The sequence below is a fragment of the Streptomyces wuyuanensis genome (genome assembly GCF_900103455.1).
Taxonomy (GTDB): Bacteria; Actinomycetota; Actinomycetes; order Streptomycetales; family Streptomycetaceae; genus Streptomyces; species Streptomyces wuyuanensis.
This window is the reverse complement of record NZ_FNHI01000031.1, coordinates 63,051-90,029: the sequence shown is the minus strand read 5'-3', so window position 1 is coordinate 90,029 and position 26,979 is coordinate 63,051. Positions and strand designations below refer to the sequence as shown.

The 26,979-nt window shown below is 71.5% G+C and carries 19 protein-coding genes and 1 pseudogene; 9 read left to right on the top strand and 11 right to left on the bottom strand.

Annotated elements, in window-relative coordinates; all coding sequences use genetic code 11:
* Window positions 1-2 precede the first annotated feature (2 nt).
* Window positions 3-980, top strand: a complete 978-nt coding sequence (locus BLT82_RS33605) for an SRPBCC family protein (RefSeq protein WP_093661824.1) — start codon at window positions 3-5, stop codon at window positions 978-980.
* Between the two features lie 40 nt (window positions 981-1,020).
* On the opposite strand, the gene BLT82_RS33600 is transcribed toward BLT82_RS33605, so the two are convergent.
* The 3 genes and pseudogenes from BLT82_RS33600 to BLT82_RS33590 all read right to left on the bottom strand — a co-directional run.
* Entirely contained in the window at window positions 1,021-2,076 is a 1,056-nt protein-coding gene (locus tag BLT82_RS33600) for a fatty acid desaturase family protein (protein WP_093661822.1), read from the bottom strand.
* Between the two features lie 137 nt (window positions 2,077-2,213).
* The gene (locus tag BLT82_RS37425; RefSeq protein ID WP_093661820.1) at window positions 2,214-2,369 is read right to left on the bottom strand and encodes a DUF6131 family protein; all 156 of its coding nucleotides are present in this window, start codon (window positions 2,367-2,369) and stop codon (window positions 2,214-2,216) included.
* Window positions 2,370-2,676: 307 nt separating this feature from the next.
* Window positions 2,677-2,820: pseudogene (locus tag BLT82_RS33590) on the bottom strand (IS5/IS1182 family transposase); the annotation flags it as partial.
* Window positions 2,821-3,111: 291 nt separating this feature from the next.
* Here BLT82_RS33590 and BLT82_RS33585 point away from each other — a divergent pair.
* Window positions 3,112-3,681, top strand: coding sequence for a S1 RNA-binding domain-containing protein (locus BLT82_RS33585; protein ID WP_093661818.1), 570 nt, complete (start codon window positions 3,112-3,114; stop codon window positions 3,679-3,681).
* A gap of 118 nt (window positions 3,682-3,799) precedes the next feature.
* Window positions 3,800-4,090: a hypothetical protein gene (locus tag BLT82_RS33580; RefSeq protein ID WP_093661816.1), complete on the top strand. Its 291-nt coding sequence runs from the start codon at window positions 3,800-3,802 to the stop codon at window positions 4,088-4,090.
* Window positions 4,091-5,012: 922 nt separating this feature from the next.
* Here the strand turns inward: BLT82_RS33580 and BLT82_RS33575 are convergent.
* Window positions 5,013-6,056 (bottom strand): helix-turn-helix domain-containing protein, encoded by a 1,044-nt coding sequence (locus tag BLT82_RS33575; protein WP_093661814.1) that lies wholly within the window; start codon window positions 6,054-6,056, stop codon window positions 5,013-5,015.
* Between the two features lie 243 nt (window positions 6,057-6,299).
* On the opposite strand from BLT82_RS33575, the gene BLT82_RS33570 reads away from it, so the two are divergent.
* Window positions 6,300-6,893 (top strand): dihydrofolate reductase family protein, encoded by a 594-nt coding sequence (locus BLT82_RS33570; RefSeq protein ID WP_093661812.1) that lies wholly within the window; start codon window positions 6,300-6,302, stop codon window positions 6,891-6,893.
* Window positions 6,894-7,187: 294 nt separating this feature from the next.
* On the opposite strand, the gene BLT82_RS33565 is transcribed toward BLT82_RS33570, so the two are convergent.
* The gene (locus tag BLT82_RS33565; RefSeq protein WP_093661810.1) at window positions 7,188-9,647 is read right to left on the bottom strand and encodes a SpoIIE family protein phosphatase; all 2,460 of its coding nucleotides are present in this window, start codon (window positions 9,645-9,647) and stop codon (window positions 7,188-7,190) included.
* Between the two features lie 469 nt (window positions 9,648-10,116).
* On the opposite strand from BLT82_RS33565, the gene BLT82_RS33560 reads away from it, so the two are divergent.
* The 5 genes from BLT82_RS33560 to BLT82_RS33540 all read left to right on the top strand — a co-directional run bounded on the left by BLT82_RS33560 (window position 10,117) and on the right by BLT82_RS33540 (window position 20,589).
* On the top strand, window positions 10,117-10,539 hold the full coding sequence (locus tag BLT82_RS33560) for a YciI family protein (protein WP_093661808.1): 423 nt from the start codon (window positions 10,117-10,119) through the stop codon (window positions 10,537-10,539).
* Window positions 10,532-11,731: an RNA polymerase sigma factor gene (locus BLT82_RS33555; RefSeq protein ID WP_093661806.1), complete on the top strand. Its 1,200-nt coding sequence runs from the start codon at window positions 10,532-10,534 to the stop codon at window positions 11,729-11,731. Before BLT82_RS33560 ends, BLT82_RS33555 begins: the two co-directional genes overlap by 8 nt.
* 1,116 nt (window positions 11,732-12,847) lie before the next feature.
* Window positions 12,848-13,453, top strand: coding sequence for a hypothetical protein (locus BLT82_RS33550; protein ID WP_093661804.1), 606 nt, complete (start codon window positions 12,848-12,850; stop codon window positions 13,451-13,453).
* A 51-nt stretch (window positions 13,454-13,504) separates the two neighbouring features.
* Window positions 13,505-15,595 (top strand): flotillin family protein, encoded by a 2,091-nt coding sequence (locus BLT82_RS33545; RefSeq protein ID WP_093661802.1) that lies wholly within the window; start codon window positions 13,505-13,507, stop codon window positions 15,593-15,595.
* Between the two features lie 95 nt (window positions 15,596-15,690).
* Window positions 15,691-20,589 (top strand): DNA repair ATPase, encoded by a 4,899-nt coding sequence (locus BLT82_RS33540; protein WP_093661800.1) that lies wholly within the window; start codon window positions 15,691-15,693, stop codon window positions 20,587-20,589.
* 121 nt (window positions 20,590-20,710) lie between these two features.
* Here BLT82_RS33540 and BLT82_RS33535 read toward each other — a convergent pair whose 3' ends face one another.
* The 6 genes from BLT82_RS33535 to BLT82_RS33510 all read right to left on the bottom strand — a co-directional run bounded on the left by BLT82_RS33535 (window position 20,711) and on the right by BLT82_RS33510 (window position 26,665).
* Window positions 20,711-21,454 carry a hypothetical protein gene (locus BLT82_RS33535; protein ID WP_093661798.1) on the bottom strand — a complete coding sequence of 248 codons (744 nt, stop codon included), beginning with the start codon at window positions 21,452-21,454 and terminating at the stop codon, window positions 20,711-20,713.
* A gap of 3 nt (window positions 21,455-21,457) precedes the next feature.
* Window positions 21,458-21,958, bottom strand: coding sequence for a SigE family RNA polymerase sigma factor (locus BLT82_RS33530; RefSeq protein WP_093661796.1), 501 nt, complete (start codon window positions 21,956-21,958; stop codon window positions 21,458-21,460).
* 258 nt (window positions 21,959-22,216) lie between these two features.
* Window positions 22,217-23,404 (bottom strand): ABC transporter permease, encoded by a 1,188-nt coding sequence (locus BLT82_RS33525; RefSeq protein WP_244529857.1) that lies wholly within the window; start codon window positions 23,402-23,404, stop codon window positions 22,217-22,219.
* Window positions 23,405-23,595: 191 nt separating this feature from the next.
* Window positions 23,596-24,333 (bottom strand): ABC transporter ATP-binding protein, encoded by a 738-nt coding sequence (locus tag BLT82_RS33520; RefSeq protein WP_093661794.1) that lies wholly within the window; start codon window positions 24,331-24,333, stop codon window positions 23,596-23,598.
* Entirely contained in the window at window positions 24,330-25,751 is a 1,422-nt protein-coding gene (locus BLT82_RS33515) for a peptidoglycan-binding protein (RefSeq protein WP_093661792.1), read from the bottom strand. The genes BLT82_RS33520 and BLT82_RS33515 overlap by 4 nt, the downstream gene beginning before the upstream one ends.
* Window positions 25,748-26,665, bottom strand: coding sequence for a hypothetical protein (locus BLT82_RS33510; RefSeq protein WP_093661790.1), 918 nt, complete (start codon window positions 26,663-26,665; stop codon window positions 25,748-25,750). Before BLT82_RS33510 ends, BLT82_RS33515 begins: the two co-directional genes overlap by 4 nt.
* Window positions 26,666-26,979: the final 314 nt, after the last annotated feature.

Genomic DNA, 26,979 nt, shown 5'->3' with positions numbered 1-26,979 from the left:
CCATGGCCAAGGAGACGAAAGAGCCGGACGTGAAGTCGGCCGTGGGCGGAGTGCGTGAGGCGTTGTCGGGCTTCGTCGGTTCACAGGTCGAACGGCTTGCGGAGAAAGCCGGTGACAAGCTCACGGACGTTACCGATCAGCTCACCGATGCCGCCGACAACGGCGGGTCACTGCTCAAGATCGGCTCACGCATCCTCGGTGGTGAGTCCCCCGTCAAGGCGTTCTTGTCCGAGAAGGCCAAAGGCGTGAAGGACAGCGTCGTGGACAAGGCCAAGGAAGCGTTCGGCGGCGGCAAGGGCAAGTCCGGGGGCGGCGGCAAGAGCATGAACATCATCGAGGTCCTCGACGTCGGCGTGTCTCTTCGCACGGCCTACGACTACTGGACGCAGTACGAGGAGTTCAGCAGCTTCACCAAGGGTGTTCGCTCGGTCTCCAAGAGTGACGAGACGACCAGTGACTGGAAGGTCAAAGTCGGCCCTTCCTCGCGCAGTTTCAAGGCGACCGTTCAGGAACAGATCCCCGATGACCGGATCGTCTGGACCTCCGAAGGTGCCAAGGGTTCGACCAAGGGGGCGGTGAGTTTTCACGAACTCGCGCCGGAACTGACCCGCATCGTCCTGGTCATGGAGTACTTCCCGTCCGGGTTCTTCGAGAAGACCGGAAATCTGTGGCGCGCCCAGGGCCGCCGTGTCCGCCTGGACTTCAAGCACTTCCAGCGGTACGTCACGCTCGCCGACAAGGAACCGGAAGGCTGGCGTGGCGAAATCCAGGACGGTGAAGTCGTGATGTCACACGAGGAAGCCCTGGAAGAGGAAGAGGCGACACAGGCCGAGGACTCGGAGGACGACGGCGCGTACGAATCCGTGGACGACGAGGACGGCGCCACCGAGGACGAAGACGAGGAGGAGGACGCCGAGGACGCCGAATCGGAGGACGAGGGCGAGGAAGAGGACGAGGACGAGGAAGGACGAGGCCGATGACGACCGGCAAGGGAGTGGTCCGTGCGCCGGGGCCGGTGGGCTACACGACGATCGGGCTGCGGCGGGCGTCGCGGATCGGGGCCCCTGCTTCGTGAAGGCTCGTGAGGGCTTGCCGGTAAGACGCGATGAGGCCGGTCTCGATGTAGGGGATGTCCAGTTCCTTGCAGTAGCGGCGGACTATGGGGCATGCGCGGCGTAGTTGAGGGGTGGGCATGCTGGGGAACAAGTGGTGCTCGATCTGGTGGTTGAGGCCACCGAGGGCGAGGTCGGCGATCCGGCCGCCACGTACGTTGCGCGAGGTGAGAACCTGCCGCCGGAGGAAGTCGGGGCGGTCCTTTCCGGTCAGAATCGGCATGCCCTTGTGGTTCGGGGCGAAGATGGAACCGAGGTAGAGCCCGAAGAGGCACTGGTGAACGGCGAGGAAGGCGATCGCCATACCGGGCGGCAGCACCAGGAACAGTGCACCGAGGTAGAACCCAAAGTGGGCGAAGAGCAGGGCGCCTTCCTGGACGCGGTGTTTCATCGATCGGTTGGCCAGGGCCCTCACACCCATCACATGCAGGTTGAACCCCTCCAGCGTGAGCAGGGGGAAGAAGAGATACGCCTGCGCCCGCCCGATGAGCCGTGGAAGGCCCTTCGCGGCGCGAGCCTGATGCTTGGACCAGACCAGCAGGTCGGGAATGAGGTCGGGGTCGAGCGTTTCGTGGTTGGGGTTGGCATGGTGACGTGTGTGCTTGTCCTGCCACCAGCCGTAGCCCATTCCGATGCCGGCGTTCCCCGCGATCCGGCCGAATCGTTCGCTGGCCTTGCGGAGCCGGAACACCTGCCGGTGGGCAACGTCGTGGGCGAGGAGGGCGACCTGGCCGAAGACCATGGCGAGGAAGGCGGCGACGGCCAGTGACCACCAGCTGGAGCCGATGAGCACGAACGCGGTCCAGCCGCCTGCGTAGAGCGCTGCGACCGTCGTGATGCGGGCCGTGTAATAGCCAGGACGGCGACGCATCAGCCCGGCTTCGGCGATCTCCCGCGCCAGCCCGGCGAAGTCACTGCCGGACACTTTTGAGGGCGGGGGACGAACGGGTGCGTGAGGTGTCATGGTGACCAGCTTTCCGTCAGCTGCGGATGCGGATCGGTGGGACCGTGTACAGCGTGGCGGAACTCGACCAGCCTCGACTCCCCGCTGCGCGGGGGCGAGACCGGCGGATCAGGCCGGTCTGCCTTGAGGGACCGGCACTACCAGTAGTGCCGTCGGCCGCCCACAGCGTGTCCCACCGCTCCCAGAATCCACAGCAGAACGCCGATGGCGACGAGGACGATGCCGATGGTCCAGAGAATGCCTATCCCGGCCAAGAGGCCGATGACGAGCAGAATGACTCCGAGGATGATCATGGAAACCTCCGGTGATGGAACGTCCTCGGCGGGCGCCCTCTCTTCTTCCGGCTCCCCGCCTTTCGCCGAGGCAAACCTGGTTCTGGCTCCGACAGCGTTCGGGGTCTCCCGGTATCCGCCTCCGAATGGGCGCTTGGAGCCACGCTGCGTCACTGGCGCGGATCGGCGCCGGCTGCGTGAATGTGTTGTGCGATGTCTCCGAGGCCCTCCGTGATCCCTCGAATGCGCTGGGCGTCGAGCGGGGCCTTCTGTCGGTCCGCGTGGGGGAGCGTATTGAATGCTTGCGGGTGGCTGCCTGTCTCGGCGCGCGGAGGATCTTCCAGGTCTTCATGCGGGCGAGGACGTGCTCGGCGCGGGCGCGGACCTGTTTGTGGGACTTGTCGTGTTCCTCTATCCGGTCCGGGAGTTCGGTCTGGCCGCGTTCGCGGCGGTGAGGGACGACGAGGCCGGTGCGCACCCGGAAGGGTCAGCCCAACCGACGTGCTTTCGGGGCGGTCAGTAGCGGTACCGCGCCCTGGCTGAGGGGTGCCGCGACGCCAATGCCGGTGGCCTGGGCGGCGGTGCTGGCGCGGCGCCTTCTCGGTCTCGGCGGCGTCCTTCGCTCAGTACCGCGGTCATGGAAGCCGGAGAGCCCAAGGGAGCGGCCCGGATTCGGCAGCCTCGCTGGTCGGGATACCTCCGGCGTGATGGAGTCCGTTGCGGGCGAGCTGACGGCGCAGGCAGGCGCTGAAAGGATGGCAGCATGATCGAGCGTTCGAAGAACCCGGAGCTCTGGGACCTTCTTGACTCGCTGCAATACGGTGATTTGCTTTCCGGGAAAGTCGCGGCGATCGAAAGGTTCGGCGTCTTCGTCGATTTGGACGACGTACCGGACCACCCGGTTTTCCCTGGCGTCGGGTTCATTGCCCTCCCTGACCTGTCCTGGCGATCATTCGAAGACGCCTCGGAGATCGTCCACATCGGACAGTCCGTGTCGTGCATGTTCCTCCAATTCGACACGTGGAATGTGGAGGCCCGTCTCTCTCTGAGAGCGAATCGGCCAGACCCTTTCCAGGCGTTCGCCGACGCTACTGACGTGGGTCAGGAGTTGAGGACACGCGTAACGAAGGTCCTACCGTTCGGCGTAGTCGTCGAAATCTTCGATGAGGTCGAAGCGGTGATCCATCGGTCAGAACTCGCCGGGGAACCGGCCACCGCACACAGGGGTGAGATCCAGGTTGGCGACGACATCACCGTAGTGGTGCTTCGGCTCGACCGAGAGCGCCGGACGGTGAGCCTCTCGCAGCGACAGGCTCGGCCCCACCTCGGTTGACGGCTCCCTGTCCGTGACGTGCGACTCACGAGGGAGCCGGCACCCTGGGAAGGCTTCGGCCACGATGAGCGAAGGGATGATGCCGCCCGCCACACCGACACGAGACAGGAGAGCCGCCATGGGCCTGGGTATGAGGAGACTGAACCGCGCGCAGGATGTCGTCGCGGAGTTCGGTGACGATGCCGAGGATTCGTTCCTGGCGCTGTGCGCGCGAGCGCCGGAGGACAGCCTGCGGCGAGGCATCTCGCCGTACGACCTCACGATGTTCAACACGCCCCAGCTGGAGCGACTCGTCGTCGAACTCGAAGAGCTGCGAGAGGACGAGAAGGACGCCGTGGTGAGGCGTGTGATCGAGGAGTCCCATGAGGCGATCCGCCGCTCCGGCTACCTGCTTTTCATCGGGGACTGAGAGGTGTCATCACCGCTGATCGCAGATGGGATGGCCGCGGGACGTCCGGCGTGATCACGGCTTCGGCGCCGGCCCGGACAGCCCTCTTCACAGGAAGGCCGAGGGCAGGGACGGCCACATGACTCCTCGGGTGCCTACGATGCGGGCATGTCATCGTCTGGGGTCGCTCCGGAAAGCCTCCGCGGGGGAACGGGGCCGACCGGCCCGGCGCCTGCACCAGCGGATCGGATCATCAGGGCAGTGTCGTGGTGGTGGGCGTCCGCGCCTCTTCTCCTGTTTGCCGACGATTCTCTTCTTCTTGTTCTTCGGGGTGCTGTTCCCCGAGTGCCCGGACGGATACCACTGCTAGGGCTGCCTCGTAGCTGCGGTCACAGGTGGGATGATCCTGTCGTGTCCGGTGTGATCGCGGCGTAGGAGTCCTCCTCCTCGTTCAGACGGAAGGGCCATCCCTGGTCGCCAATGCAGGGCGCGGTCGACGAGGTGGGCGATGAGGCCGATCCACCACCGGGCCGACAGCCCAACGGAGTCGACTGTCCAGACCGGCCATGAAGCGATCCGGACCGGGTCGGCAGCGGCCGTACCAAGGCCCGCTCCACATGGGACAGTTCATGGCGACGCGACGCATCACCGATCATGTGGCGTCGGACCGGCGCCGCCGAGGAACCGCGGTGCGCCATGGTATCGGGACGCGTACGCGTACATCGCCACCGGCCCTCGTTGCCACGAGGACTGGACGCTCGACGTCCTCGCGCTGATGGGCCGGGCAACGCCGGTGTACGAGCGCAGCCCCTGAACGGGTCATCGAGGGACCGACTGTGCCCGGGGGAGGGCCGGTTGTCGTTGGCGTGGCGTGCACGATTCGTTGGCCCTGCGTCGCAGCCGCCAGGGAACGGACCCCGAAGCCCGTGCACAGCACGTATGTTCAGGACACCGGACCGCGGGGCGGCTCGACGGCCGAGGTGGGCTCCACGGGGGTGGGCCCACGCCGCTCGGACAGCGCCCGCATCCGGTACTCCGTCGGGGAGCACCCGTACGCGGTGCGGAAGGCGCGGGTGAACTCGGGCGCGCGGGGAAAGCCCCAGCGGGCGGCGACGACATGGACTGGCTCGGCGCTCGTCCGGGGGTTGGCCAGGTCGTGCCCGGCGCTTTCGAGCCGCCGGGCGCGGATGAAGGCCGCGACCGTCTCGCCGTGTGCCTCGTGCTGGAAGATCCGGTGCAGTTGGCTGAGGGAGACGTGGTGGGCGGTCGCGACTGCGGGCGGAGTGAGCCGCGGATCCTGCAGGTGGCGGCGGATGAAGGCGGTGATCTGCCGGAACAAGACCTGCCGGCGGGTCTCCGGCGGCAGCGCCTCCTCGGCCTCCAGGACGTGCGCGACGAGCGCCGCGACCAGGTCGAGCACGACCGTGCCCAGGCGCGGCGCGTCGGACGGCCGGAGGAAGTCCGCTTGGCGGTCCAGGCCGGTCAGGCAGTCCCGGAGCAGGGCGCCGATGCCGTCCGTTCCCGGCAGGGCCCGGCCCAGCAGGGCGTTCACGCGGTGTGCCGGGAGTGGCAGCAGTGCCTTGGGGAAGTCCACGCCCACTCCTCTGACGGGGCGGCTGTCCCCTTCCCGGTCCGGGCCGAGGTCGTACGGGTGGGAGCTGTCGGCCAGGTGCAGATCTCCCGGGCCGAAGGTGTCCACCCGGCCGGCGTGTTCGAGTCCCAGTCCTCCGTCGAGGAGCAGGGAGAGGTGGTACAGCTCGGGGTCGGACCGGCGCACCATCGCGGGCCCGCGCCGGTAGCGCGCCGGCAGGGCCGCCATCGGCCACACGGTCACCGGGCCGAGCTCCATCAGCCGGCACTCCGCCCAGAAGGCGTCGGCGTGCGCGCTGTCCATCTCGCTGGAGCGCGTCCGGCCCAGCAGGTCCCGCCAGCATTCGAACCTGTCCTCGACCGGCAGGTCCTCGCTGCGGAACACCGTCCCGATCATCGCGCCTCACTTCCGTCGTTCCCGTGTGCCGACCGCCCGGGTGCCGACCGTCCTCGTACCGTCTGCCGTCGCGGGGGTGGGCGGCACAGGGACGCGGCGCCACGGCGACGCGGCATCCTCGCACACGAAGATCACCGCGGCGCGCCCGGCCCGGGACGGCCGGAGGGGGATGGCGGGCCCGGCGATGAGTCCTGCGGCGTCCGGCGGTCGTAGTGTCGTACCCGGAACCGAGGAGGATTTGCCATGCGCAGCGTGACCTACTCGATGAGCGTCTCACTTGACGGCTACATCGTCGGGCCGGACGGCGACTTCGACTGGACGGCGCCCGGGGACGACGTCTTTCGCTTCTGGATCGACGACATCCGGCAGGTCGGCGTCCACCTGATGGGACGACGGCTGTACGAGACGATGCTGTACTGGGAGACCGCCGACCAGGATCCATCGCTCGACGACGCGATGCTGGAGTGGGCCGCGCTCTGGAAGCCGCTCCCGAAGGTGGTGTTCTCCACAACGCTGACGGCGGTGCAGGGAACTGCCCGCCTGGCCTCCGGCGGCGTGGCGGAGGAGATCGAGCGGTTGCGAGCCGAGCCAGGGGAGGGCGAAATCGCGATCGGCGGCGCGACTCTCGCTGCCGAGGCGGCCGCGTCGGGCCTGATCGACGAGTACCGGGCCATGGTCTACCCGGTGCTGGTCGGCGGCGGCATCCCGTTCTTTCCCCCGCAGGAGCGCCGGGTGGATCTCGAACTCGTCGAGACCCGCACCTTCAACTCGAGAGTCGTGTACCTCCACTACCGCGTGCCGCGCGAGGCCCCGCGAGGCGGACAGGTCGACGGCTGATCCCGGTACGTCTCCCCGGGCGTGCCCGAACTGCCACGGTGATCACGTCGTGACGCCGGAGAGGTGGCTGTCAGGTGAAGCACCCTCGGTCACCCCGCACCTGCACTTCGGCGTTCGGTCCGCACCGGTCCGCACCGGTTCAGCGATCAGCTCCGCACCGGTTCAAGGATCAGCTCCGCACCGGTTCAAGGATCAGCTCCGCATCAGTCCCAGGATCGAGGGGGGCCGGCCCGGCGAGGTCGCCCTGACACGGTCCGGTCGTCTGCGGGCGCGATGGCCCCTCGGCCGGCGGGATCATGCGTGACCGGCGAGGCGCTGACTGCCGCGGGCCGCGTTCGACGATGCGTCCTGCTCCTGCTCGTGGTCCCGTTCGAGGCCCTTGGGGATGGCCAGTTCGGCCCAGATCGTCTTCCCGGAGGAGGTGTACCGCGTGCCCCAGCGCTGGGACATCTGGGCGACGAGGAACAGTCCGCGGCCGCCCTCGTCGTCCCGGCGCGCTCGCCGCAGGTGTGGTGCGGTGTGTGCGCTGTCGGAGACCTCGCACAGCAGGCAGCGGTCCCTGATGAGCCTCAGCACGACCGGTCCGGTGGCGTGCCGGATGCCGTTGGTGACGAGTTCGCTCACCACGAGTTCGGCGGTGAACGAGAGCTCGGACAGGCCCCAGGTCCCGAGTTGGCGTTCGGTGAGCGTACGGGCGCGGGCCACCATGGCCGGATCGGACGGCAGTTCCAGGTCCGCCACCTGCCGGGCGTCGAGCCGCCGGGTGCGGACGAGCAGCAGGGTGGCGTCGTCCACCTGCGGCCCGGGCGGCAGGGCCGACAGCGCCCGGTCGCACAGTTCCTCCAGCGGGCATCGCTGCCAGGTGAGCACCTCGGCCAGCCGGTCGATTCCGCTGTCGATGTCCTGGCCCCGGTCCTCCACGACGCCGTCGGTGAAGAAGGCCACCACGCTTCCGTCGGACAGGTCCAGCTCGACGTTCTCGTACGGCAGGACGCCCAGCCCGAGTGGCGGTCCCGGGGTCAGCGGGGACGCGGCCACCGAACCGCTGGCATCGGCGACCATCGGCGGGGGATGGCCCGCGCTGGCCCAGACGCACCGGCCGCTGACCGGGTCGTAGATCGCGTACAGACAGGTCACCACCATCGCGCCACCGCTCAACCCGTCGTCCCCGTCGGGCTCGGACTCCTGAGCGACCAGGTCGTCGAGCCGTGTGAGCAGCTCGGCCGGGTCCAAGTCCAGCAGCGCGAGAGTGCGTACGGTGGCGCGCAGCCGGCCCATGGTCGCCGCGGCGTGCATACCGTGGCCCACCACGTCGCCCACGGTCAGTCCCACTCTGGCCCCGGACAGCGGGATCACGTCGAACCAGTCGCCGCCCACGCCCACACGGCTGTCGGCGGGCAGATAGCGGTACGCGACGTCGACCGCGCTCTGTTGCGGCAGGTGCCGCGGCAGCAGGCTTCGCTGCAGCACCAGGGCCGCCGCATGCTGGCTGGTGTACTGGCGGGCGTTGTCGATGCCGACGGCGGCCCGCTCGGCCAGCTCCATGGCGAGTGTCTGCTCCTCGGGGCCGAAGGGGTCGGGGTTGCTGGTGCGCCGGAAGGTGGCAAGGCCCAGGACGGCCTCGCGGGTGAGCAGCGGGACGAACAGGCAGGAGCGCGAGGCGGCCGCCGTCCCCGCCTCGTCCGCCGGCTCGGGAGGGGTGTCGCCGACGACGCAGCGGCCCGTGGCGAGGCTCATGGCCTGCGGTGACGAGGGCGCGTAGGAGACGGGGCTGGTCCGGAACTCCTCCGGAGTCCGCCCGTGCATCCGCAGCAGTCCGTGTCCCGGCGCCGAGCGCGTCGGCGGCTGCCGTCCCTCGATGACCGCGGGAGGCAGGTCCACCAGCACTTCGTCGGCCAGCTGCGGTACCGCCACGTCGGCGAGCTCCGCGGCGGTGCGACGCACGTCCAGCGAGGCGCCGACCCGCTTTCCCGCCCGCACCAGCAGCGACAGCCGTTCCTGGGCGCGGTACTGGTCGGTGATGTCCAGGGACTCCTCGAACAGCCCCAGCGGCTCGCCCCGGGCGTCCACCAGCCGGTGGTACGAGCAGGACCAGACGTGCTCGCGCACCGGGTCGGCGGGGGCGCGCCCGCGGTAGTGCATGCCGATGATCGGTTCCCCGGTCGACAGCACGTGATCCATCACCTGGTCCTCGTCCGGGGGGTGGTGGCGGGAGATGAACTCGCCTTCCGGAAAGAGATCGGCGGCCGACCGGCCGGTGTACTGGGCGATCCCTCCGAGCTCCAGATCGGTGGAGACGTTCCCCCAGACGACGCGCCTTTCGGTGTCGAAGATCGTCAGGCCCACGGGGGACTCGGTCGCCAGGCCCTGGAGCATCGCCAGCTGCGCCTCCCAGCTGCGGAGCGTATCCAGTTCGGCGGCCATCACGACGGCCGCGGCTCCGCTCCGGTGCGACAGCGGGCTGATCGTCACGGCCGCGCGCACCGTACGTCCGTCCCGGTGGCGGAGGTCCATGACGACGCTGCGGGACTGGTGCGCCTTGCAGAGGGCGGACAGGCGCAGGCCGGAGGACGTCTCCAGCAGCCGGGTGGCCGACTGGCCGAGGGCCTCCTCGGCGGAATGCCCGAGCAGGCGCTGCGCGGAGGGTCCCCACCCGACAATGCGGCCTTGGTCGTCCAGCACCGCGGTGGCCGCCTTGGAGGGGTCCAGAGGACTGTGGAAGTCGACGTTCGCCGCATGCGGAAAACGACCCATGGCACCGCTTCCCTTCGTGCTCCCCAGCATCCCGTGCCGCAAGACGGACGACAACCGCACGCGCGATCTCCACCGCCGATCACCCAGGGTGATGGCTGAACACTGCAGGTGGATGCGACGCGCGATGCCACTGAGAAGTCGCGCGGTGCCCCGGGAGCGGCCCGGATCCCGGATCACCCTGGAAGGGCCCGGATCCCCGGATCGACGGAGAACCCGCTCGGCGGTCCGCGTCCCCGCCGGTGGCGGACCCGCGGCTGCGTGCGGCCGTCTGCCGGCCGCGCGTTCCGGATCCCGGGCGCTGCCGGCGCCGCGAGACGGCTCACGCGGGCTCGTCGGCGCGAGCCCGTAGAAGGTTCCGTGGAAGGTCCCGAAAGGTTCGGACGGCGATGTCGAGAACCCGCGTCCGGCTCCGTCCCCGGGGTGAACGCGACCACAATGGGTCGCACGACGAGCCCCGAGGAGAACCACGATGGCCAAGTACCTGCTGCTGAAGCACTACCGCGGCGCCCCGGCTTCGGTCAACGACGTGCCGATGGACCAGTGGAGCCCGGAGGAGATCTCGGCGCATGTGCAGTACATGAACGACTTCGCGGCCCGGTTGGAGAAGACCGGCGAGTTCGTCGACGGCCAGGCGCTCGCTCCCGAGGGGGCCTGGGTCCGCTACGACGGTGAGGGCCGCCCTCCGGTCACCGACGGCCCGTTCGCCGAGACCAAGGACCTCATCGCCGGCTGGATGGTGATCGACGTCGACAGCTACGAGCGCGCCGTCGAGCTGGCCGGGGAACTGTCCGCCGCCCCCGGAGCGGGCGGGAAGGCGATTCACGAATGGCTCGAGCTGCGCCCCTTCCTGGGCGCGCCGCCCACCACCGCGGACTGCGCCTTCCATGGATGATGCTCTGCTTCGGAGCCTTGCGCCCAGCGTGCTCACCGTCCTCGTCCGCCGCGGATCCGACTTCGCGGCGGCCGAGGACGCCGTGCAGGACGCCCTCGTCGAGGCCCTCCGGACCTGGCCGGCCGACCCTCCGCGGGACCCGAAGGGCTGGCTGGTCACCGTGGCCTGGCGCCGGTTCCTCGACGCCGCCTGCGCGGACGCCGCCCGCCGCCGGCGCGAGGACCGTCTCGACGCGGAGCCGGCGCCCGGCCCCGTGCCCGGGGTGGACGACACGCTCCAGCTCTACTTCCTGTGCGCCCACCCGTCGCTGACGCCGTCGTCCGCCGTCGCGCTCACGCTCCGTGCCGTCGGCGGGCTGACCACCCGTCAGATCGCCCAGGCGTACCTGGTGCCCGAGGCGACCATGGCGCAGCGCATCAGCCGGGCCAAGCGCACCGTCTCCGGCCATGGGGTCTCCCCTGCTCGAAGAGCTCGGGGAAGGTTCGACCGGCCCGGCGACGTCGCCACCGTGCTGCGCGTGCTCTATCTGGTCTTCAACGAGGGCTACTCCGGCGACATGGACCTCGCCGCCGAGGCCATCCGGCTCACCCGGCAGCTCGCCGCCGCGATCGATCACCCCGAGGTGGCAGGGCTGCTGTCCCTCATGCTGCTCCACCACGCCCGGCGTGCCACCCGGACCGCGTCCGACGGCAGCCTGGTGCCGCTCGCCGAGCAGGACCGCGGCCGCTGGGACACCGCGTTGATCGCCGAGGGCGTCGGGATCCTCCAGGCGGCACTCGCCCGCGACCGGCTGGGGGAGTTCCAGGCCCAGGCCGCCATCGCCGCACTCCACGCCGACGCGCCCACCGCCGAGGAGACCGACTGGGTCCAGATCGTCGAGTGGTACGACGAACTCACGCGCCTGACCGACAGCCCGGTCGTCCGGCTCAACCGCGCGGTGGCCGTCGGGGAGGCCGACGGGCCGCGCGCCGGACTGGCGGCGCTCGCGGCGCTGGACGCCTCTTCCCCGGGCGCTTCGAGCGGGGCCCTTCCCCGCCGCGCCGCGGTGGCGGCGTACCTCCACGAGCGCGACGGAGACCTGGCGACGGCGGCACGGCTGTACGCCGAGGCGGCCCGGGAGGCACCCAACCTCGCCGAGCGCGACCACCTGACCCGCCAGGCCGCCCGGCTCAACGCCCGCCGAGGCGGCTGACGGACCGCGCCCGGATCCTCCCGCGGCGCCGGAAGTGCCCTCGTGGCCGGAGCGGTCGCCGTCCGCCGGCCGTTGCACGGGCATCTCCCCGGGGACCACCGTGACGGCTCCGTTCGTGGTCACGTGCTGCGGCGCTGCTCCTGGACGGCCCTCACCAGGTCCTCCACGGCGGAGTCGGTGTCGCGGTCACGCCCGTCGTCGATCGCTTCGAGAGCGGTGGCCGCGGCCGCGCGCATGGTGGGGAAGCCCGTCGGCGGCCGTGAGGCGGTAGGCGGCCTGACGGCGCGCCATGCGTTCGGCGGCGTCCACCGCGTCGGGACCGGACAGCGGGAAGACGGCAGCCCGGTAGGTGGAGATCCCCAGCACCATCATGTCCGCGATTCCGTCGGCGTACCCGAGCGCCGCGGCCTTCCCCGGCCTTCCCGAAGGGTCGCGGTCATGTGACGCCGGGACAGGAGCGTGCCCAGGGCGGCGCCCCCCCATGACAGGGCGCAGGCGACGGCGATGAACGGCCCGTCCCGGGCGAGACCGGTGAACCCGCCGAGAACCGTGAGCGCGACGTCCGTCCCAACGCCGTCCGGGAACTCATCCGCTCGGATGCGGCGTCCATGAAGGCCGTGTCCCAGCCGCCACCGGCAGCAGCCGCTCCGGGGTCAACCACCGCTCCCCGGACTCCCGTTGGGCGCCGAGGGCACGCGGGAATCCTCGTGGCTCGGCGGCGGGCGAGCCGACACGCTTGCCGAAGTGGGAGACCCACCGTGCCGACCTGGCAGCACCGCCAACCGCCCGCCACGCGACCGGGGGAGGATCTCGGTGATCTCCAGGCGGCCGGCTCGCCTTACTCGTGGCGGGCCCTGGTCGGCGCCGGACCGGGTCAACGGGAGAGCGGTGCTCCGGCGCGCGGGAGAACGGCATTAAGAGCGCGTAAAGATTGCCGGAACCCGGCAATGCACACTTGTGAGCCGGACTGTCAGGATACGCACAGGCCGTGGGGAGCGGCCCGGAACGATGGGCCGGTTGCCGGAAGCAGGCAGGTGCGTGGTGCACCCGGCCGTCGGCACCTGGTCGCGGAGCTCCTCGGGAACGGGAGTTCGTCAGTCGGGAGGGGGTGGACCGGTGGTTGAGTTCCTGAAGGGCGCCGTCGGGTTCCCCACGGTGCTGTTCACCTCGGCCCTGCTGGTCGTCATCGGCTTCTGGCTGCTGGTTCTGGTGGGCGCCGCCGGCCACGACAGCTTCGACGGGGATGTCGACACCGACGCGCTGAGCCTGGGCGGCGTGCCCGTCTCGGTGGCCGTCTCGCTCCTGATCGCCTTCGGCTGGTTCGGCAGTCTGACCGGCTCGGTCCTGCTCGTCCGTGCCGACCTGTCCGGCCTCCCCTTCCACCTCCTGCGCGTCGCCGTACTCGTGGCCTCGCCGGTCCTCTCGTGGTGGGTGACCCGCGCGCTCGTACGGCCGCTGGCCAAGCTCTTCCCCGACGAACCCGGGCCGTCCCGGCAGGACTTCGTCGGCATGACCTGCACCATCCGCACCGGGCGGGTGGACGGGGTCTTCGGCCAGGCGGAGGTCGTCGCGCGGGACGGCTCCGCGGCGATCGTCCAGGTCCGCCAGAGCGGCAGCGACGTCCTGGCGTCCGGCAGTACAGGACTGCTCTACGCCTACGACGACGCCGGCGAGTTCTTCTGGGTCGCGCCGTACGGCAGCGAGCTGGACCTCCGCGGCTGACGCCGCAACCTCTTCCTTCCCAGCACACGTCTCTCACCCGGGGGATCACCCATGGATGCCATAACCGTGGGCATCGGCGTGCTCGTTGCCGTTGTCCTGCTCGTCGTCGTCGCCGTGCTCTTCGTGATCAGCAGGCTGTTCCGCAAGGTGGAGCAGGGCAAGGCGCTGATCGTGTCGAAGATGCGGAAGGTGGACGTCACGTTCACCGGGCAGGTCGTCCTGCCGGTGCTGCACAAGGCCGAGGTCATGGACATCTCGGTGAAGACCATCGACATCACCCGGACCGGCCGCGACGGGCTGATCTGCAAGGACAACATCCGCGCCGACATCCGGATCTCGTTCTTCGTCAGGGTCAACAAGACCGTCGAGGACGTCGTCAAGGTCGCCCAGGCCATCGGCACGGCGCGGGCCAGCGACAAGGAGACCCTGCAGGACCTGTTCAACGCCAAGTTCTCCGAGGCGCTCAAGACGGTCGGGAAGCAGCTCGACTTCACCGACCTCTACACCAAGCGCGACGAGTTCCGGGACCGCATCATCCAGGTCATCGGGACGGATCTGAACGGGTACAGCCTCGAGGACGCGGCGATCGACTATCTGGAGCAGACACCGCTGGCCCAGCTGGACGCGTCCAACATCCTCGACGCCCAGGGCATCCGCAAGATCACGGAGCTGACGGCGGTCGAGCACGTCCGCACCAACGAATTCCGGCGGCACGAGGAGAAGGAGATCACGCGGCAGGACGTCGATGCCCGTGAGGCCATCCTGGAACTCGAGCGCCGCCGCGCCGACGCGGAGATCAAGCAGAGGCGCGAGATCGAGACCGTGCGGGCCCGTGAGGAGGCCGAGACCGCCCGGGTCGTGGAGGAGGAGCGGCTGCGGGCGCAGAGCGCCTTCCTGAAGACCGAGGAGCAGCTGGGCGTCCAGCGGGAGAACCAGGCCCGTGAGGTCGCCGTTGCCCAGATGAACCGCGAGCGCGTCGTGGCCGTCGAGAACGAGCGCATCGAGAAGGACCGGCTGCTGGAGGTCATCGCCCGGGACCGGGAGACCGAACTGACGCGGATCTCCGCGGAGAAGGAGGTGGAGGCGGAGCGCCGTGAGATCGCCGAGGTGATCCGCGAGCGCGTCGCGGTGGACCGTACGGTCGCCGAACAGGAGGAGTCCATCAAGCGGCTGCGGGCGGTGGAGGAGGCCGAGCGCACCCGGCAGGCCGTGGTCATCGCGGCCGAGGCCGAGGCGCAGGAGAAACTGGTCAAGGACATCAAGGCGGCGGAGGCGGCCGAGCAGGCCGCGGTCCACCGGGCGGCCGAGGAGCTCACCCTCGCCGAGGCCCGCAACAAGACCGCCGACATGGACGCGCGCGCCAAGATCCGCCTCGCCGAGGGCATCCAGGCCGAGAGGGCAGCCGAGGGTCTGGCGGCCGTACAGGTACGGGAGAAGGAGGCCGACGCCATCGAGAAGGCCGGCCGCGCCGAGGCCGGGGCCACCGCCGCCAGGCTGCGGGCCGAGGCGGAGGGCGCCCGCGAGAAGGCTCTGGCCGAGGCCGCCGCCATCGGCGAGAAGCTCAAGGCGGAGGCCGCGGGTCTGACCGAGAAGGCCGCCGCGATGGCGGCGCTGGACGAGGCGTCCCGTACGCACGAGGAGTTCCGACTGCGCCTGGAGGCGGAGAAGGACATCCGTCTCGCCGGGCTCGACGTGCAGCGGCAGGTCGCCGAGGCCCAGGCCACGGTGCTCGCCACCGGCCTGGAGAACGCCGACATCGACATCGTCGGCGGCGAGTCGGTCTTCTTCGACCGCCTGATGTCGTCGATCGCGCTCGGCAAGGGCGTCGACGGATTCGTCCGGCACTCCGAGACCGCTCAGGCCCTCGCCGGGCCATGGCTGGACGGCTCCTCGTCCTTCGCCGACGACGTCACGAAGATGCTGGGCGCGGTCTCGACGTCGGACGTCCGGAACCTCACCGTGTCCGCGCTGCTGACGCAGCTCATGCGGGCGGACGGAGCACCCGCGGCCCAGCTGGGCCGGCTGCTCGACAGAGCGGGCGAACTCGGCCTCGCCGACACCGCGCTCACCGCGCCGAACGGCACGGCGCCGAACGGCACGGCGCCGAACGGCACGGCGCCGAACGGCACCGCGCAGGGCTGACCGCCCCCGGGAGGAGCGGTCGGAGGCCGCGGGGCCGCCGGACGGGGGTCGGCGGCTCCGCGGCCCCAACACACGTACGAGGGAGGGCGAACGGGATGGACAACGGCAGGGACGGCATCGACGCCGGAACGCACGAGGTGCTGCGCGACCGGCTCGGCGGGCAGGCCGCCGAGCTCGCCCGGCGTGCCGAGGCGCTCAACTCGGCCCGTGTCGCGGAGTTCGGGGCCGGCGAACTCGCCCTGGCCCGCACCGAGCGCATCGGCACCGACATCGCCTGCGTGGCACGCGACATCGTCGCCGTCGGCGACCGGCTCCTCATCGGCCACGACTCCTCCGCCGAACGGACCAGCCGGACCACGGTCGCCGGTGTCTTCTCGCTGCACGACCGCGAGCTGAACCGGCTCCCGGAGGACGCCGTGCCCGGGCTCCTCGACGACCCGGGCTTCGTCCGGGAGTTCGCCGCCCTGCACCGCTACTTCCAGGGAGCGCGCCTTCTCGGGCTGCGTCACGTGGAAGGCAGGCTGCTGGCCGTGTTCCGGACCGGGGAGCAGAGCGACGACATCCGCGTCCTGCGCTGGTCTGCCTCCCCGTCCGGGGAGACCCGCTTCCTCGACGCCCGCGGTGAACGCGACCACGCCCTCCCCGTCTCGCACGACCTCGCATGGGTGGAGACGACACGCGACGACCACGTCCCGGGCCGGTGTCCGCACATCTCCGTCGCCGACGGCACGCTGTTCGTCTCGACGGTCGGCGGCACGCTCACCGTGAAGACGGAGGACGACACCGAGACCGGCGAGGGCGTCCACAGCGAGCCCGTCGACGAGCCGCTGCAGTCGCTCGCCGACGCCGACGTCGCCTACGCACGCGTGGGCGCGCTGATCGTCCTGCGAGTCCGCCCGTACAAGGAGGACACCGAGCGCCATCTGGTGTTCAACACCCTCACCGGGTCCGTCGTCAGACTCGACGGCATCGGCCGGTCCTGCCTCCGGCTGCCCGACGACCAGGGCATCGTCTTCCCCGGCGGATACTGCCTGTCCGCCGGAGCCGTGAAGACCTTCGACATCGATACCGCGGAGGGCCTGGAGTTCGAGCGCGCACTGCACTCCCCGAACGGCGAGGACGTGCTGTACGCCTTCCGGTCCCGCCTCGACGGCCGCAGCCTGCTGCTCTCCTACAACCGCATCCGCAAGGAGATCGCCAGCCCCCTCGTCTGCCAGGGGTACGCCCTGCTCGACGACGGCACACTCTTCGTCCTGCGCACACCGTCGTCCGAGGGCCCGGCCCGCGTGCACCTCGTGCAGGTGTGGCGGAGCCCGTACGCGTCGGACACGTATGCGGCCGTTCCGGCCGGCTCCGGGCCGCTCGCCCGCATCGGCAACGCCGACCTGGTCCGCGGCCTGTCCGACTGCCTTGCCGTCGCCCGCCAGGTCGCCGAGGCGCCCGCGACGACCGGGACGTACGAGGCACTTGTCGCCGCGTGCGTCCGAACCGCCGACGCCCACCACTGGCTGGGTGACCCGGAGACCGGGGATCTGCGGACGCCGCTGGACGAGGTACGCGCCACCGCCGAGCAGGCGCTGGACGAGTACCGGGCCGTGCAGGAGCTGACGGGCAAGGCGGCCGAGGCGCTCGCCGAGTCCGCCGGGCACATCACCCGTCTGGTCCGGCGCATCCGCGGTGAGGCCCCCGCGAGCGCCGGGGAGTGGGTCGCGCGCATCACCGAACTGCGCCGGGCACACGGGCATCTGCTGACGCTGAAGCAGATGCGGTACAGCGACGGCGGCCGCATCGACGAGCTCGCGGCGGAGGCGGAGAAGGAAGTCGCCTCCGCGGCGCAGCGCGCCCTCGCGTTCCTCCGGCGCGAGGACGCCTTCAGCGACTACGACGCGGAGATCGAGAGGCTGACCGCCGACGCGGATGCGGCTCCCTCCGTTGCGGAGGCCGGGCAGGTCGGCCGGCGGCTGGAGGAGCAGGCCCTCGGGCTGCGGTCGCTCACCGAGGTCGTCGCGGGCCTGGAGACCGGCGACGCCACCGTGCGCACCGCCATCCTGGAACGCGTCGCCGAGGTCCTCGGCGGTCTCAACCGGGCACGTGCCACCCTGGCCGGCCGGCGCCGGGCCCTGCTCGAGCAGGAGGGCCGGGCCGAGTTCGCCGCCGAGTTCGCGCTGCTGGGCCAGTCGGTCACGGGGGCGCTGGCAGCCGCCGACTCACCGGAGAGCTGCGACACGCAACTCGCCCGGCTGATGCTCCAGTTGGAGAACCTGGAGTCGCGCTTCGCCGACCACGACGAATTCGTCACCGATCTCGCGGACAAGCGCATCGAGGTCCACGAGGCGTTCTCCGCCCGCAGGCAGACGCTTCAGGACTCCCGCGCCCGCCGGGCCGAACGGCTGGCGGTGTCGGCGGCACGCGTTCTGGAGGCGATCGCCCGACGGGCCTCCTCCCTGGCCAGCGCCGACGAGGTCAGCACGTTCTTCGCCTCCGACCCGATGACCACCAAGGTCCGCCGCACCGCCGAAGAGCTCCGCGCGCTCGGCGACCGGGCACGCGCCGAGGAGGTCGAGGGCAGACTGAAGGCAGCGCGCCAGGAGGCCGGCCGGGCGCTGCGCGACCGAACCGAGCTGTACACGGACGGCGGCGGCACGATCCGACTCGGCCGTCACCGCTTCGCCGTCACGACACGGGCCGCGGAACTGACCCTCGTCCCGCGCGGGGACGGCATGGCCTTCACACTGACCGGTACCGACTACAGCTCGCCCGTCACAACGCCGGAGTTCCGGGACACCCACCCGTACTGGGCCCAGCTCCTCCCCTCGGAGAACGACGAGGTCTACCGGGCCGAACACCTCGCCGCCCGCCTCCTCGCCGAGCACGGAGCCGAAGGGCTCGCCGGAACGGACCTCCGCGCCCTCGCCCGTGCGGCCGCCGAATCGGCATACGACGAGGGGTACGAACGCGGCATCCACGACCACGACACGGCAGCCATCCTCGAAGCCGTGCTGCGGCTGCGCGAGGAAGCCGGGCTGCTGCGCCACCCGGCCACCGCCCGCGCCGCGGCCCAGCTCTTCTGGACCTACGGAACGACGCCGTCGGCACGCGAGACATGGGCCCGCCACGCCGGGTCGCTGGTACGCGCACGCGAGACCTTCGGGGAGGCACCCGCCCTCGACGCGCTGCGCACCGAACTCGCCGACGCCATGGCGGACTTCGCGTCCGCACTGCCCGGCCTGCCGTCACGGCGCCACGCGGTCGCCGCCGAGTACCTCGTCGAGGAACTGGGTTCCGGTGGGTCGTTCACCACCGGCGCCGCGGCCCGCACCCTGCTCGACAAGTTCCGCCGGGCCGTCGGCTCCTCCTCCCCGTACGAGGACGACGTCCGCAGGCACATCGAGGACGGCGAACCGGCCGCTGCGCACCGGCTCGTCGAAGGCTGGCTCACGTCGTACGCCGGCGCCTGCGGCGAGGACGTCGACGGCGGCGACCTCGCCGAGGCCGTTGCGATCGAACTCTGTCCCCGCCTCCCGCGCCACGATGTCGACGCCCCGCTGACCCGTACCGTCGGTGGCCTGCTCGGTACGCACCGGAGGATCGTCCGGAGCAGCCTCACGGTCCGCCTCGACGAATTCCTCGTCCGGACCGCGGACTTCGCCGACCGGGTGGTGCCCGGCTTCCGTGCGTACCAGCGGCTGCGCGGCACGCTCGCGGAAGCCGAGCGCACCAGGCTCCGCCTGGACGAGTACCGCCCCCGGGTCATGGCCTCGTTCGTGCGCAACCGGCTCGTCGACGAGGTCTACCTGCCCCTCGTCGGGGACAACCTCGCCAAACAGCTCGGTGCCGCGGGAGACGGCAGGCGGACCGACAACAGCGGCCTCCTGCTGCTCCTCTCACCGCCCGGCTACGGCAAGACGACCCTCATGGAGTACGTCGCGGACCGCCTCGGCCTGCTCCTGGTCAAGGTGGACGGTCCGGCCCTCGGCCACGCGACGACGTCACTCGATCCGGCCGAGGCCCCGAACGCCACCGCCCGCCGGGAGATCGAGAAGATCGACTTCGCGCTCGCGGCGGGCAACAACGTCCTGCTGTACCTGGACGACGTCCAGCACACCTCTCCCGAACTGCTGCAGAAGTTCATCCCGCTGTGCGACGCGACCCGCACCCTGAACGGTCGTGACCTGCGGGGGAAGCGGTTCGCCGTGTGCATGGCCGGCAACCCCCACACCGGGTCCGGGCAGCGCTTCCACATCCCCGACATGCTCGCCAACCGCGCCGACGTCTGGAACCTCGGCGACGTCCTGACCGGCAAGGAGCACGCCTTCGCCCTCAGCTTCGTCGAGAACGCCCTGACCTCGAACCCGGTCCTGGCACCGCTGGCCGCGCGCGACCGCGCGGACCTCGACCTGCTGCTGCGCCTCGCCGCGGACGACCCCACGGCCCACCGCGACCGGCTCGCCCATCCGTACACCGCCGCCGAGCTCGGCCGCGTCCTCGCGGTACTGCGCCATGTGCTGACCGCCCGGGGGACCGTACTCGCCGTCAACGACGCGTACATCGCCTCCGCCGCCCAGGACGACACGACCCGCACCGAGCCGCCGTTCCTGCTCCAGGGCTCGTACCGCGACATGAACAAGATCGCCCAGCGGATCGTGCCCGTCATGAACGACGCCGAACTCGCCTCGGTCGTCGACGACCACTACGCGGGCGAGGCGCAGGCCCTCGCCACCGCCGCGGAGGCGAATCTCCTCAAGCTCGCGGAGCTCCGCGGCACCCTCACCGAGGAGCAAGGCGTCCGCTGGGCCGCGATCACCGCCGGGTACCGGCGCCGCCAGGAGACGGGCGGCCCGGACGAGGACACCTCCACTCGTGCGGTCGCCGCCCTCGGCCTGCTCGCGGACCGGGTGGCGGCCGTGGAATCGGCGATCGTCCGGGCATCGGATCCGCGCCGTGCGAGCGGCTGCTCACACGCGCGCCCGCCGGGAACGGCTGGTGAGAGGTGACGGGACCCGGCGCACGGCTCGGGCACCCTACCCACGATCCTCCCCTCCGCACCGGAGGCGCCCCACGGCGCCGCGGGTCCGTGCGTTCGCCGGCGGACCGCAGGGCCCGGCGGCGGCCGGGTCAGGGCAGCGGGACGACGGCCTTGTCGAGTACGGCCATCAGCTCGGTGCGGGTCTCCGGGGTGATCTCGCCCACGCATGCCGTCCCGGTGAGCACCGCGTCCGGGTGCCCGGGGCCCGCCGACCGCTGCACCGTGTACATCTTGGTCCCGTTCGTCCCGGACAGGGAGCGGCAGACGGGGGAGACCTCGCCTTCGACCGTCTTCACGTCGGAATCGCGCTCGACCTCGGCCGCCACCGAGGGGTTGACCTCGATCTGGAAGGCCACGAGTGCACGGAGACCGGAGCCGGGCACGGGCAGGCAGGCCGGGTCGGTCCACTCGTCGGCCCGCAGGCCGGGACAGGACTTCCGCGGCGCGGCGAGCGGGTCGACGGAGACGAACTGCACCGGTGAGGCCCCCTCGCGCTGCGACGGGACCGTGAGCAGGCTCCAGTGGGGCGGAACGGGAAACTCCAGGCCGTAGAGGTTCTCGAGGCTCGTGGCCCCCCGTGACGATGTCGGTGCGGCCGGTGGGCCGGCCACGTCGGCAGTCCCGTCAGGGCCCAGGTGCTGCGGCAGGAAGACGGCAGCCAGCAGCGCCAGGGGCACGGCCGTCGCCGCGGCGCGCAGCCGCCGGGTGCGGCGGAACCGGTTGCGCACCCCTGCCATCCGGTCGGGTGGTGCCGGGAGGTCCGCCGGCCGGTCCAGCAGCAGCGACCGCAGCAGTTCGACCTCCGGCCCGTGCTTTTCCTCACCGGTGCTCATCGGTCACCTCGGCAGATCGACGGGATTCGGGAGAGTGCCGCGGAGCGTACGCAAGGCTTTGGCGGCCTGGCTCTTGACCGTCCCGGCGGAGCAGTTCAGCATCGCCGCGGTCTCCTCCACGCTGCGGTCCTCCAGGTACCGCAGCACCACCACGGCCCGTTGCCGGGCAGGCAGGCGCCGCAGCGCCTGCTGCACGGTACGTTCCAGATCCACCTCCCCGTACCGGTCCTCCGGCACCGCGGACTCGGGAAGCGACGCGTGCGGCAGCTCCCCACGCCAGCGCCGCCGCCACCAGGAGGCGTGCACGTTCATCATCACCCGCCGCACGTACGCCTCGGGTTGCTCGTGGCGGATGCGCCGCCACTTGGGCCAGCTCCGGGCCAGGGCCGTCTGCAGCAGGTCCTCGGCGAGGTGGGGGTCGCCGGTCAGCAGCCAGGCCGAGCGGAGCAGCCGCGGTCCGCACTGGGCCACGAACTCCTCGAACTCCGTCCAACCGCTCCGCATGGCGTCCTCGTACCGTCCGTTGATGTGCGCCGGGTGCTCTCACGCATCCTGAACCCGTTCGCGCCCCCGGATCGTTGCCCGAGGTGGCGCACATCACAGACCTGCGAAGCCCGGCGGCAGCCGGCCCCTGAGCGGGGCCGCCAGCCTCCGGTTCCTCGGCTCTGTCGGCTGCCTCGGGATCGCGAGTGCCCGGAGGTCCGCCGCGTGCCCCGGTACGAGGCGTGGCGGCGGCCCCGGGGCCGGGAGCCGCACGGCGGCTCACGACGGTGCCCGCAGCGCGTCCACGGGTTCCATGCGGGCCGCGCGCAGCGAGGGGTAGAGGCCCGCGAGGAGGCCGACGAAGGCGCCGACCGGCGGAGCACCGAGGGCGAGGCGCAGGTCCAGTACCGGGGTCCAGTCTTTGACGCCGGCCACGCAGACCACGACGACGATGCCGAGCGCCGCGCCGATGACCCCGCCGAGGAGTCCGATCGTGGTCGACTCCGCGAGGAACTGGCCGGCCACCTGGCGTCTGGACGCGCCGAGGGCGCGCCGCAGCCCGATCTCGCCGACCCGTTCCATCACCGTGACGAGGGTGACGTTGGCGATGCCGATGGCTCCGACGACCAGGGAGACGAACCCGAGCACCAGGAACAGTCCGTTGACGTCGCCCTGGACGCCCTTCCTGGCCTTGGACAGGTCCGGCGGGGCGACCACGGTGAGAGCGTCCTCCTTCCCGGGCGAGAGGGCGATGGGCGCCTGCCGGGCGACCTGCCGCGCTGCGCCGAGGGAGGTGTTGACCAGCACCTGGGTCACGTGCGCCAGGCCCATCCGGTCCGCCGCCGTGGTCGGCGGCAGGATCACCGACGTGGACAGGCGCTGCTCGCGCCGGAAGCCGCCGAGCACGCCGATCACGGTGAACGACTGGCCCCGGAAGAAGACGGCCGGCGCGTCGCGCACGTCGTCGATGCCGAGCAGTCGGGCCGCCTGGTCCCCGAGGACCGCCACCCGCTCATGGCGGGCGATGTCGCCGGCGTCGTAGAAGCGGCCGGTGACCATCGTGCCGCGCACCGCCGCCGGCAGCGTCGGGCCGGCCGCCACGACCGCCAGGGTCTGCGCGGTCAGCTCCCCGGGCGCCACCACGTCGTTCGCCCGCACCTGCACGTTCCTGGTGCCGTCGGATTCGGCGAGCGCCGCGGCCGACACGACTCCGGCGAGGCGCTCGACCGCTTGGACGCCCGACCAGTCCACCAGCGGGGGGCCGTCCGAGCCGGGCCGCGGGGGCGGCACCGTGACGGCCACCGAGGTGGCGGTGAGGGCGTCGAACCGGCCGACGATCTGGTTCGCCGCCGTCGACGCCACACCGATCGTGATGACCAGTGTGCCTATGCCGAGCACCGTGCCCAACGTCGTCAGTGCCGAGCGCACCGGACGGGCGAGTACTCCGGCCAGGGCCTCCGACCACATGTCGCGAGGGTCCATCCGCGGGCGCCCCGGCCGCTCGCGCCGCCGCCGGTCCGGGCGCAGGCGTCGGCCGGCCCGGGCTCGCGGCTGCCGTCCCGCGTCCACCACTTCCACGGGATTCCCCGGCCGGGTGTGCTGCCCGGTGCCCGGCTCGGACGTCTGCCTTCCCCGGCCCGCCACGGAACGGGTACGCCTCATGCGCTCTCCTGACCGAGCCGGCCGTCGCGTATCCGTACCCGCCGGGTCGCACGTCGGCTGACGGTGTCGTCGTGGGTGATCACCAGCAATGTCATGCCCTGCGACTGCAGTTCGTCGAAGAGCGCCAGAACCGAATCGGTGTTCTCGCTGTCGAGGTTGCCGGTCGGCTCGTCGCACAGCAGCAGGGCCGGCTCGCCCATCAGGGCACGGGCGATGGCCACCCGCTGCCGTTCGCCGCCGGACAGCCGGCCGGGCTGGAAGCCGATGCGGTGCCCGAGGCCGACCCGTGCCAGGGCCTCCCGGGCACGCTCGGCCCGGGTGCGGCGCCCGCGGCCCGGCCGGGGAACCCGGTAGACCTCGGCGAGCATGACGTTCTCGTCGACGGTCCGGTACGGCAGCAGATGGAAGGACTGGAAGACGAAACCGATGCGGCTTCCGCGCAGGGCGGTGCGCTCCAGGTCGCTGAGGGCGCCGGTCGGCACGCCGTCGATCCGGTAGCTCCCCGACGTCGGCCGGTCCAGCAGGCCCAGGATGTTGAGGAGCGTGGACTTCCCCGACCCCGACGGCCCGACGATCGACAGGTGCTCCCCCCGGCGGACCGTCAGGTCCACGTCGCGCAGGGCGTGCACGGGCGGGTCCGAGTCGAAGGTCCGGCACACCGCGCGCAGTTCGATCACGGTCTCCGTGTCCGGCGGCTTTCCGAACGGGGCCGCCGCCGTGGAGTGCCCCCTCACCGGCCGACCACCACGCGGTCGCCCTCGTCCAGCGCACCACCGCCCGGGGTCACCTCGACGAGCCCGGCGGCGGCGAGCCCGACGGTGACGGGCACGGTGACGGTCCTGCCGTCGCGCCGCACCTGCACCCTGGCCTTCCCGTCGGTGGAGGTGCGGACCGCCGCCACGGGCACCACCAGGACGGATTCCTCGGAGGCGCCCACCTCGATGGTGACCTTGGCGACGCCGCCCGACTGGTTCCTCAGCGGTCCGGGGTCGGGCACGGAGATCTCCAACGGCACCGGCGCCGCCGGGTCGGCGGCGGCCCCCTCGCCCCCAGCGGCCTCGCCGTCCGTGCCGGACTTCCCGGCGTCACCCGGAGCGGCACCGGTCTCGTCCCCGGCCCGGCCGGCGTCCACGCCGCCGACCCGCGACACGACACCGCGGACCTGACGGCCGTCCGCTGCCTCGATCCGCGCCTCCATGCCCTCGCGCAGTGCGGCGCCGTCCGTCGCGGGCACCGTGGCCTGCACCACCACGTCGGAACTCGTCACGGTGGCCACCTCGCCCTCCAGGGAGCCGCCGAGCTTCACCTTGACCTTGTCGACACGGACCGGCAGTTCGGGCAGGAAGACCACCTCGCCCGCCGGCACCTTGGTGCCGTACGTGGCCATGAACGCGTTGAGCGCCGCATTGGCCCGGTCCAGCTCCTGGCGCGCGGCGCGCAGCCGGAGGTCCGCGGCCTCGCCCGAGCCCGCCCCTGGCGAAGTGTCGCCGCCGTCGCCCCCGCCCGTCTGCAGCTCGAGTAGGGCGAGCCGGGCCGACGACACCGCCGCCTCCAGATCGCCGCGCTGCTGCCGGTCGGCGATGCCGGGGCTCTGCGGTTCGTGGCCCTTGCTCTCGTACCAGCGGCCCACCGCGGCCGCAGTGCCCTCTCGGTAGTTCCCGCTGACGGCACCCGGGTCGTGACCCAGCCTGCGCAGGGCGCTCTGCAACTGGCGGACGTCCTCGCCCGAACTGTCCGGGCCGAGTGAGCGGTACATCGGCACCGAACCCCGCAGCACGAACACCGGACGGCCGCTGACCTGCATCAGGACGCTGCCCTCGGTCAGGGTCTGTCCCTCGGCCGGCAGTTTGGTGACCCGTTGAGTGCTCTCGTCCTCGCCGGCGGAGCCCACGGGACCCGACAGCGAGATCCCCTGCGGTGCGCCGAACTCCACCGTACCCTGGGCCACCACCGTCGCGGTCAGCTTCTGCCGTGCCACGGCGACCGTTACCGGGCCGGCCTTCGGCGGCTGGTGCGCGGCGGCGGCGTCGGCGGGCGACTGCATCTGCGTACCGGTGAACCAGCCGCCCGCGCCGACCGCGGCCACCACGCCGACGACGATCGCGACCTGCCTGCCGCGGCGCGCCGGACCGCCGGGGAAGCGGGGGGTCATCCGCCGGCTCCGACGAACGGGTTCTCGGCCAGCTTCGGGAAGTACGCGGCCCGGAACTTCTTGCCGCACTCCAGGTCCTTGAGGGCAGTACCGATCTCCTGGGCGAGCTTGGTCCTGGCGGTCTCCTTGTCCAGGTTTTCCCAGCCGTCCGCCGGTGCCTGGTTGTTGACCTGGAACTTCACCATGTCCGAGATCGAGGTCGGCTGCGTGGTGGTGACGGTGATCCCCTCGGCGCGGAGGCAGGAGGCGTAGTCCTGCGCCAGCGAGACCAACTGCGGGTCCCCGTCGAGGGCCTGCTGCGCCGCGCGGTCCGCGGCCTTGGCGGCCTCCTGCTCGCGGTCGCGTTCAGCCTTGGGCTTCTCCGGGCCGTACGCCTTCACGTCCGCGGCCCTCCGGCAGCCCGGGGACTCCAGCTTCTTGCCGTCCTCCACCCGCCACTCGCCCATCGCCTTGTCGTAGGCCCGCTGCTGGGCCGGGGCGAGCGCCTCCCGATACGCCGCATTGGGATGCTCGTCGTCCGTGGTGGTCTCCGAGCCGATGACGTTGGGGTCGTGGGGATAGACGACCCGGGCGTACGAGAAGCCGTACCCGTACTTCCCCCGGTACTCCTTCGACAGCTTGTAGTCCTGCCCGTCGATCGGGAGCGGTGTGACGTCGCCGGCGTCCTCCACGTGCGGGGTGTAGGCGAAGCCCTGCGCGCGCATGCATCCGGCGATGGCGTTCTGGTACAGGTACTGCTTCCTCGTCTCCTCGTCGGCGTCATGAGGGACCGTCAGCAGGCCGTTCGGGGCGGCTGCCGTTGCCGACGAGCCACCGGCGGAGGCCCCGGGTACGGCGGATTGCCCATCGCTCTGGGAGCACCCGGCGAGCAGCAGCACACCGGCCGCGGCGGCGACCGGCAGGGCACCGCGCATTGTGGGAAGGGAGGTCACATCATTCCAATGTGTCGATCGGACATGGCCGTGGGGTGAATCACCCCCGTCGACCTCCACAACCCGGTGGGCCCCCGCTCAGGGCAGACCCTCCCCGCGAGATGTGACACAGGTCACTAAGTGTGTTCGAGGGTGGGGACGCGGCACGCCTCGGGGATGTCCGGCGCGCCCCCGGACCGCATCGGTGCGGAAGGCGGTCGTGGGGGCCGGCCGGGCGCTCCCGCCCGGTCCGCCCACCGCCGTGCCGGACGCCTGCTGCACCGGCCTGGGCGCCGTGCGCCTCGTGCCCGGCGACT

What these genes read in the sequence shown, in the direction of transcription:
- BLT82_RS33575 (WP_093661814.1), bottom strand. Translation starts at nt 6,056, where the DNA reads ATGATCGGGACGGTGTTCCGCAGCGAGGACCTGCCGGTCGAGGACAGG.
- BLT82_RS33530 (WP_093661796.1), bottom strand. Translation starts at nt 21,958, where the DNA reads ATGCGGAGCGGTTGGACGGAGTTCGAGGAGTTCGTGGCCCAGTGCGGA.
- BLT82_RS33600 (WP_093661822.1), bottom strand. Translation starts at nt 2,076, where the DNA reads ATGACACCTCACGCACCCGTTCGTCCCCCGCCCTCAAAAGTGTCCGGC.
- BLT82_RS33540 (WP_093661800.1), top strand. Translation starts at nt 15,691, where the DNA reads ATGGACAACGGCAGGGACGGCATCGACGCCGGAACGCACGAGGTGCTG.
- BLT82_RS33525 (WP_244529857.1), bottom strand. Translation starts at nt 23,404, where the DNA reads ATGTGGTCGGAGGCCCTGGCCGGAGTACTCGCCCGTCCGGTGCGCTCG.
- BLT82_RS33535 (WP_093661798.1), bottom strand. Translation starts at nt 21,454, where the DNA reads ATGAGCACCGGTGAGGAAAAGCACGGGCCGGAGGTCGAACTGCTGCGG.
- BLT82_RS33510 (WP_093661790.1), bottom strand. Translation starts at nt 26,665, where the DNA reads ATGCGCGGTGCCCTGCCGGTCGCCGCCGCGGCCGGTGTGCTGCTGCTC.
- BLT82_RS33565 (WP_093661810.1), bottom strand. Translation starts at nt 9,647, where the DNA reads ATGGGTCGTTTTCCGCATGCGGCGAACGTCGACTTCCACAGTCCTCTG.
- BLT82_RS33555 (WP_093661806.1), top strand. Translation starts at nt 10,532, where the DNA reads ATGGATGATGCTCTGCTTCGGAGCCTTGCGCCCAGCGTGCTCACCGTC.
- BLT82_RS37425 (WP_093661820.1), bottom strand. Translation starts at nt 2,369, where the DNA reads ATGATCATCCTCGGAGTCATTCTGCTCGTCATCGGCCTCTTGGCCGGG.
- BLT82_RS33605 (WP_093661824.1), top strand. Translation starts at nt 3, where the DNA reads ATGGCCAAGGAGACGAAAGAGCCGGACGTGAAGTCGGCCGTGGGCGGA.
- BLT82_RS33515 (WP_093661792.1), bottom strand. Translation starts at nt 25,751, where the DNA reads ATGACCCCCCGCTTCCCCGGCGGTCCGGCGCGCCGCGGCAGGCAGGTC.
- BLT82_RS33580 (WP_093661816.1), top strand. Translation starts at nt 3,800, where the DNA reads ATGGGCCTGGGTATGAGGAGACTGAACCGCGCGCAGGATGTCGTCGCG.
- BLT82_RS33560 (WP_093661808.1), top strand. Translation starts at nt 10,117, where the DNA reads ATGGCCAAGTACCTGCTGCTGAAGCACTACCGCGGCGCCCCGGCTTCG.
- BLT82_RS33570 (WP_093661812.1), top strand. Translation starts at nt 6,300, where the DNA reads ATGCGCAGCGTGACCTACTCGATGAGCGTCTCACTTGACGGCTACATC.
- BLT82_RS33545 (WP_093661802.1), top strand. Translation starts at nt 13,505, where the DNA reads ATGGATGCCATAACCGTGGGCATCGGCGTGCTCGTTGCCGTTGTCCTG.
- BLT82_RS33585 (WP_093661818.1), top strand. Translation starts at nt 3,112, where the DNA reads ATGATCGAGCGTTCGAAGAACCCGGAGCTCTGGGACCTTCTTGACTCG.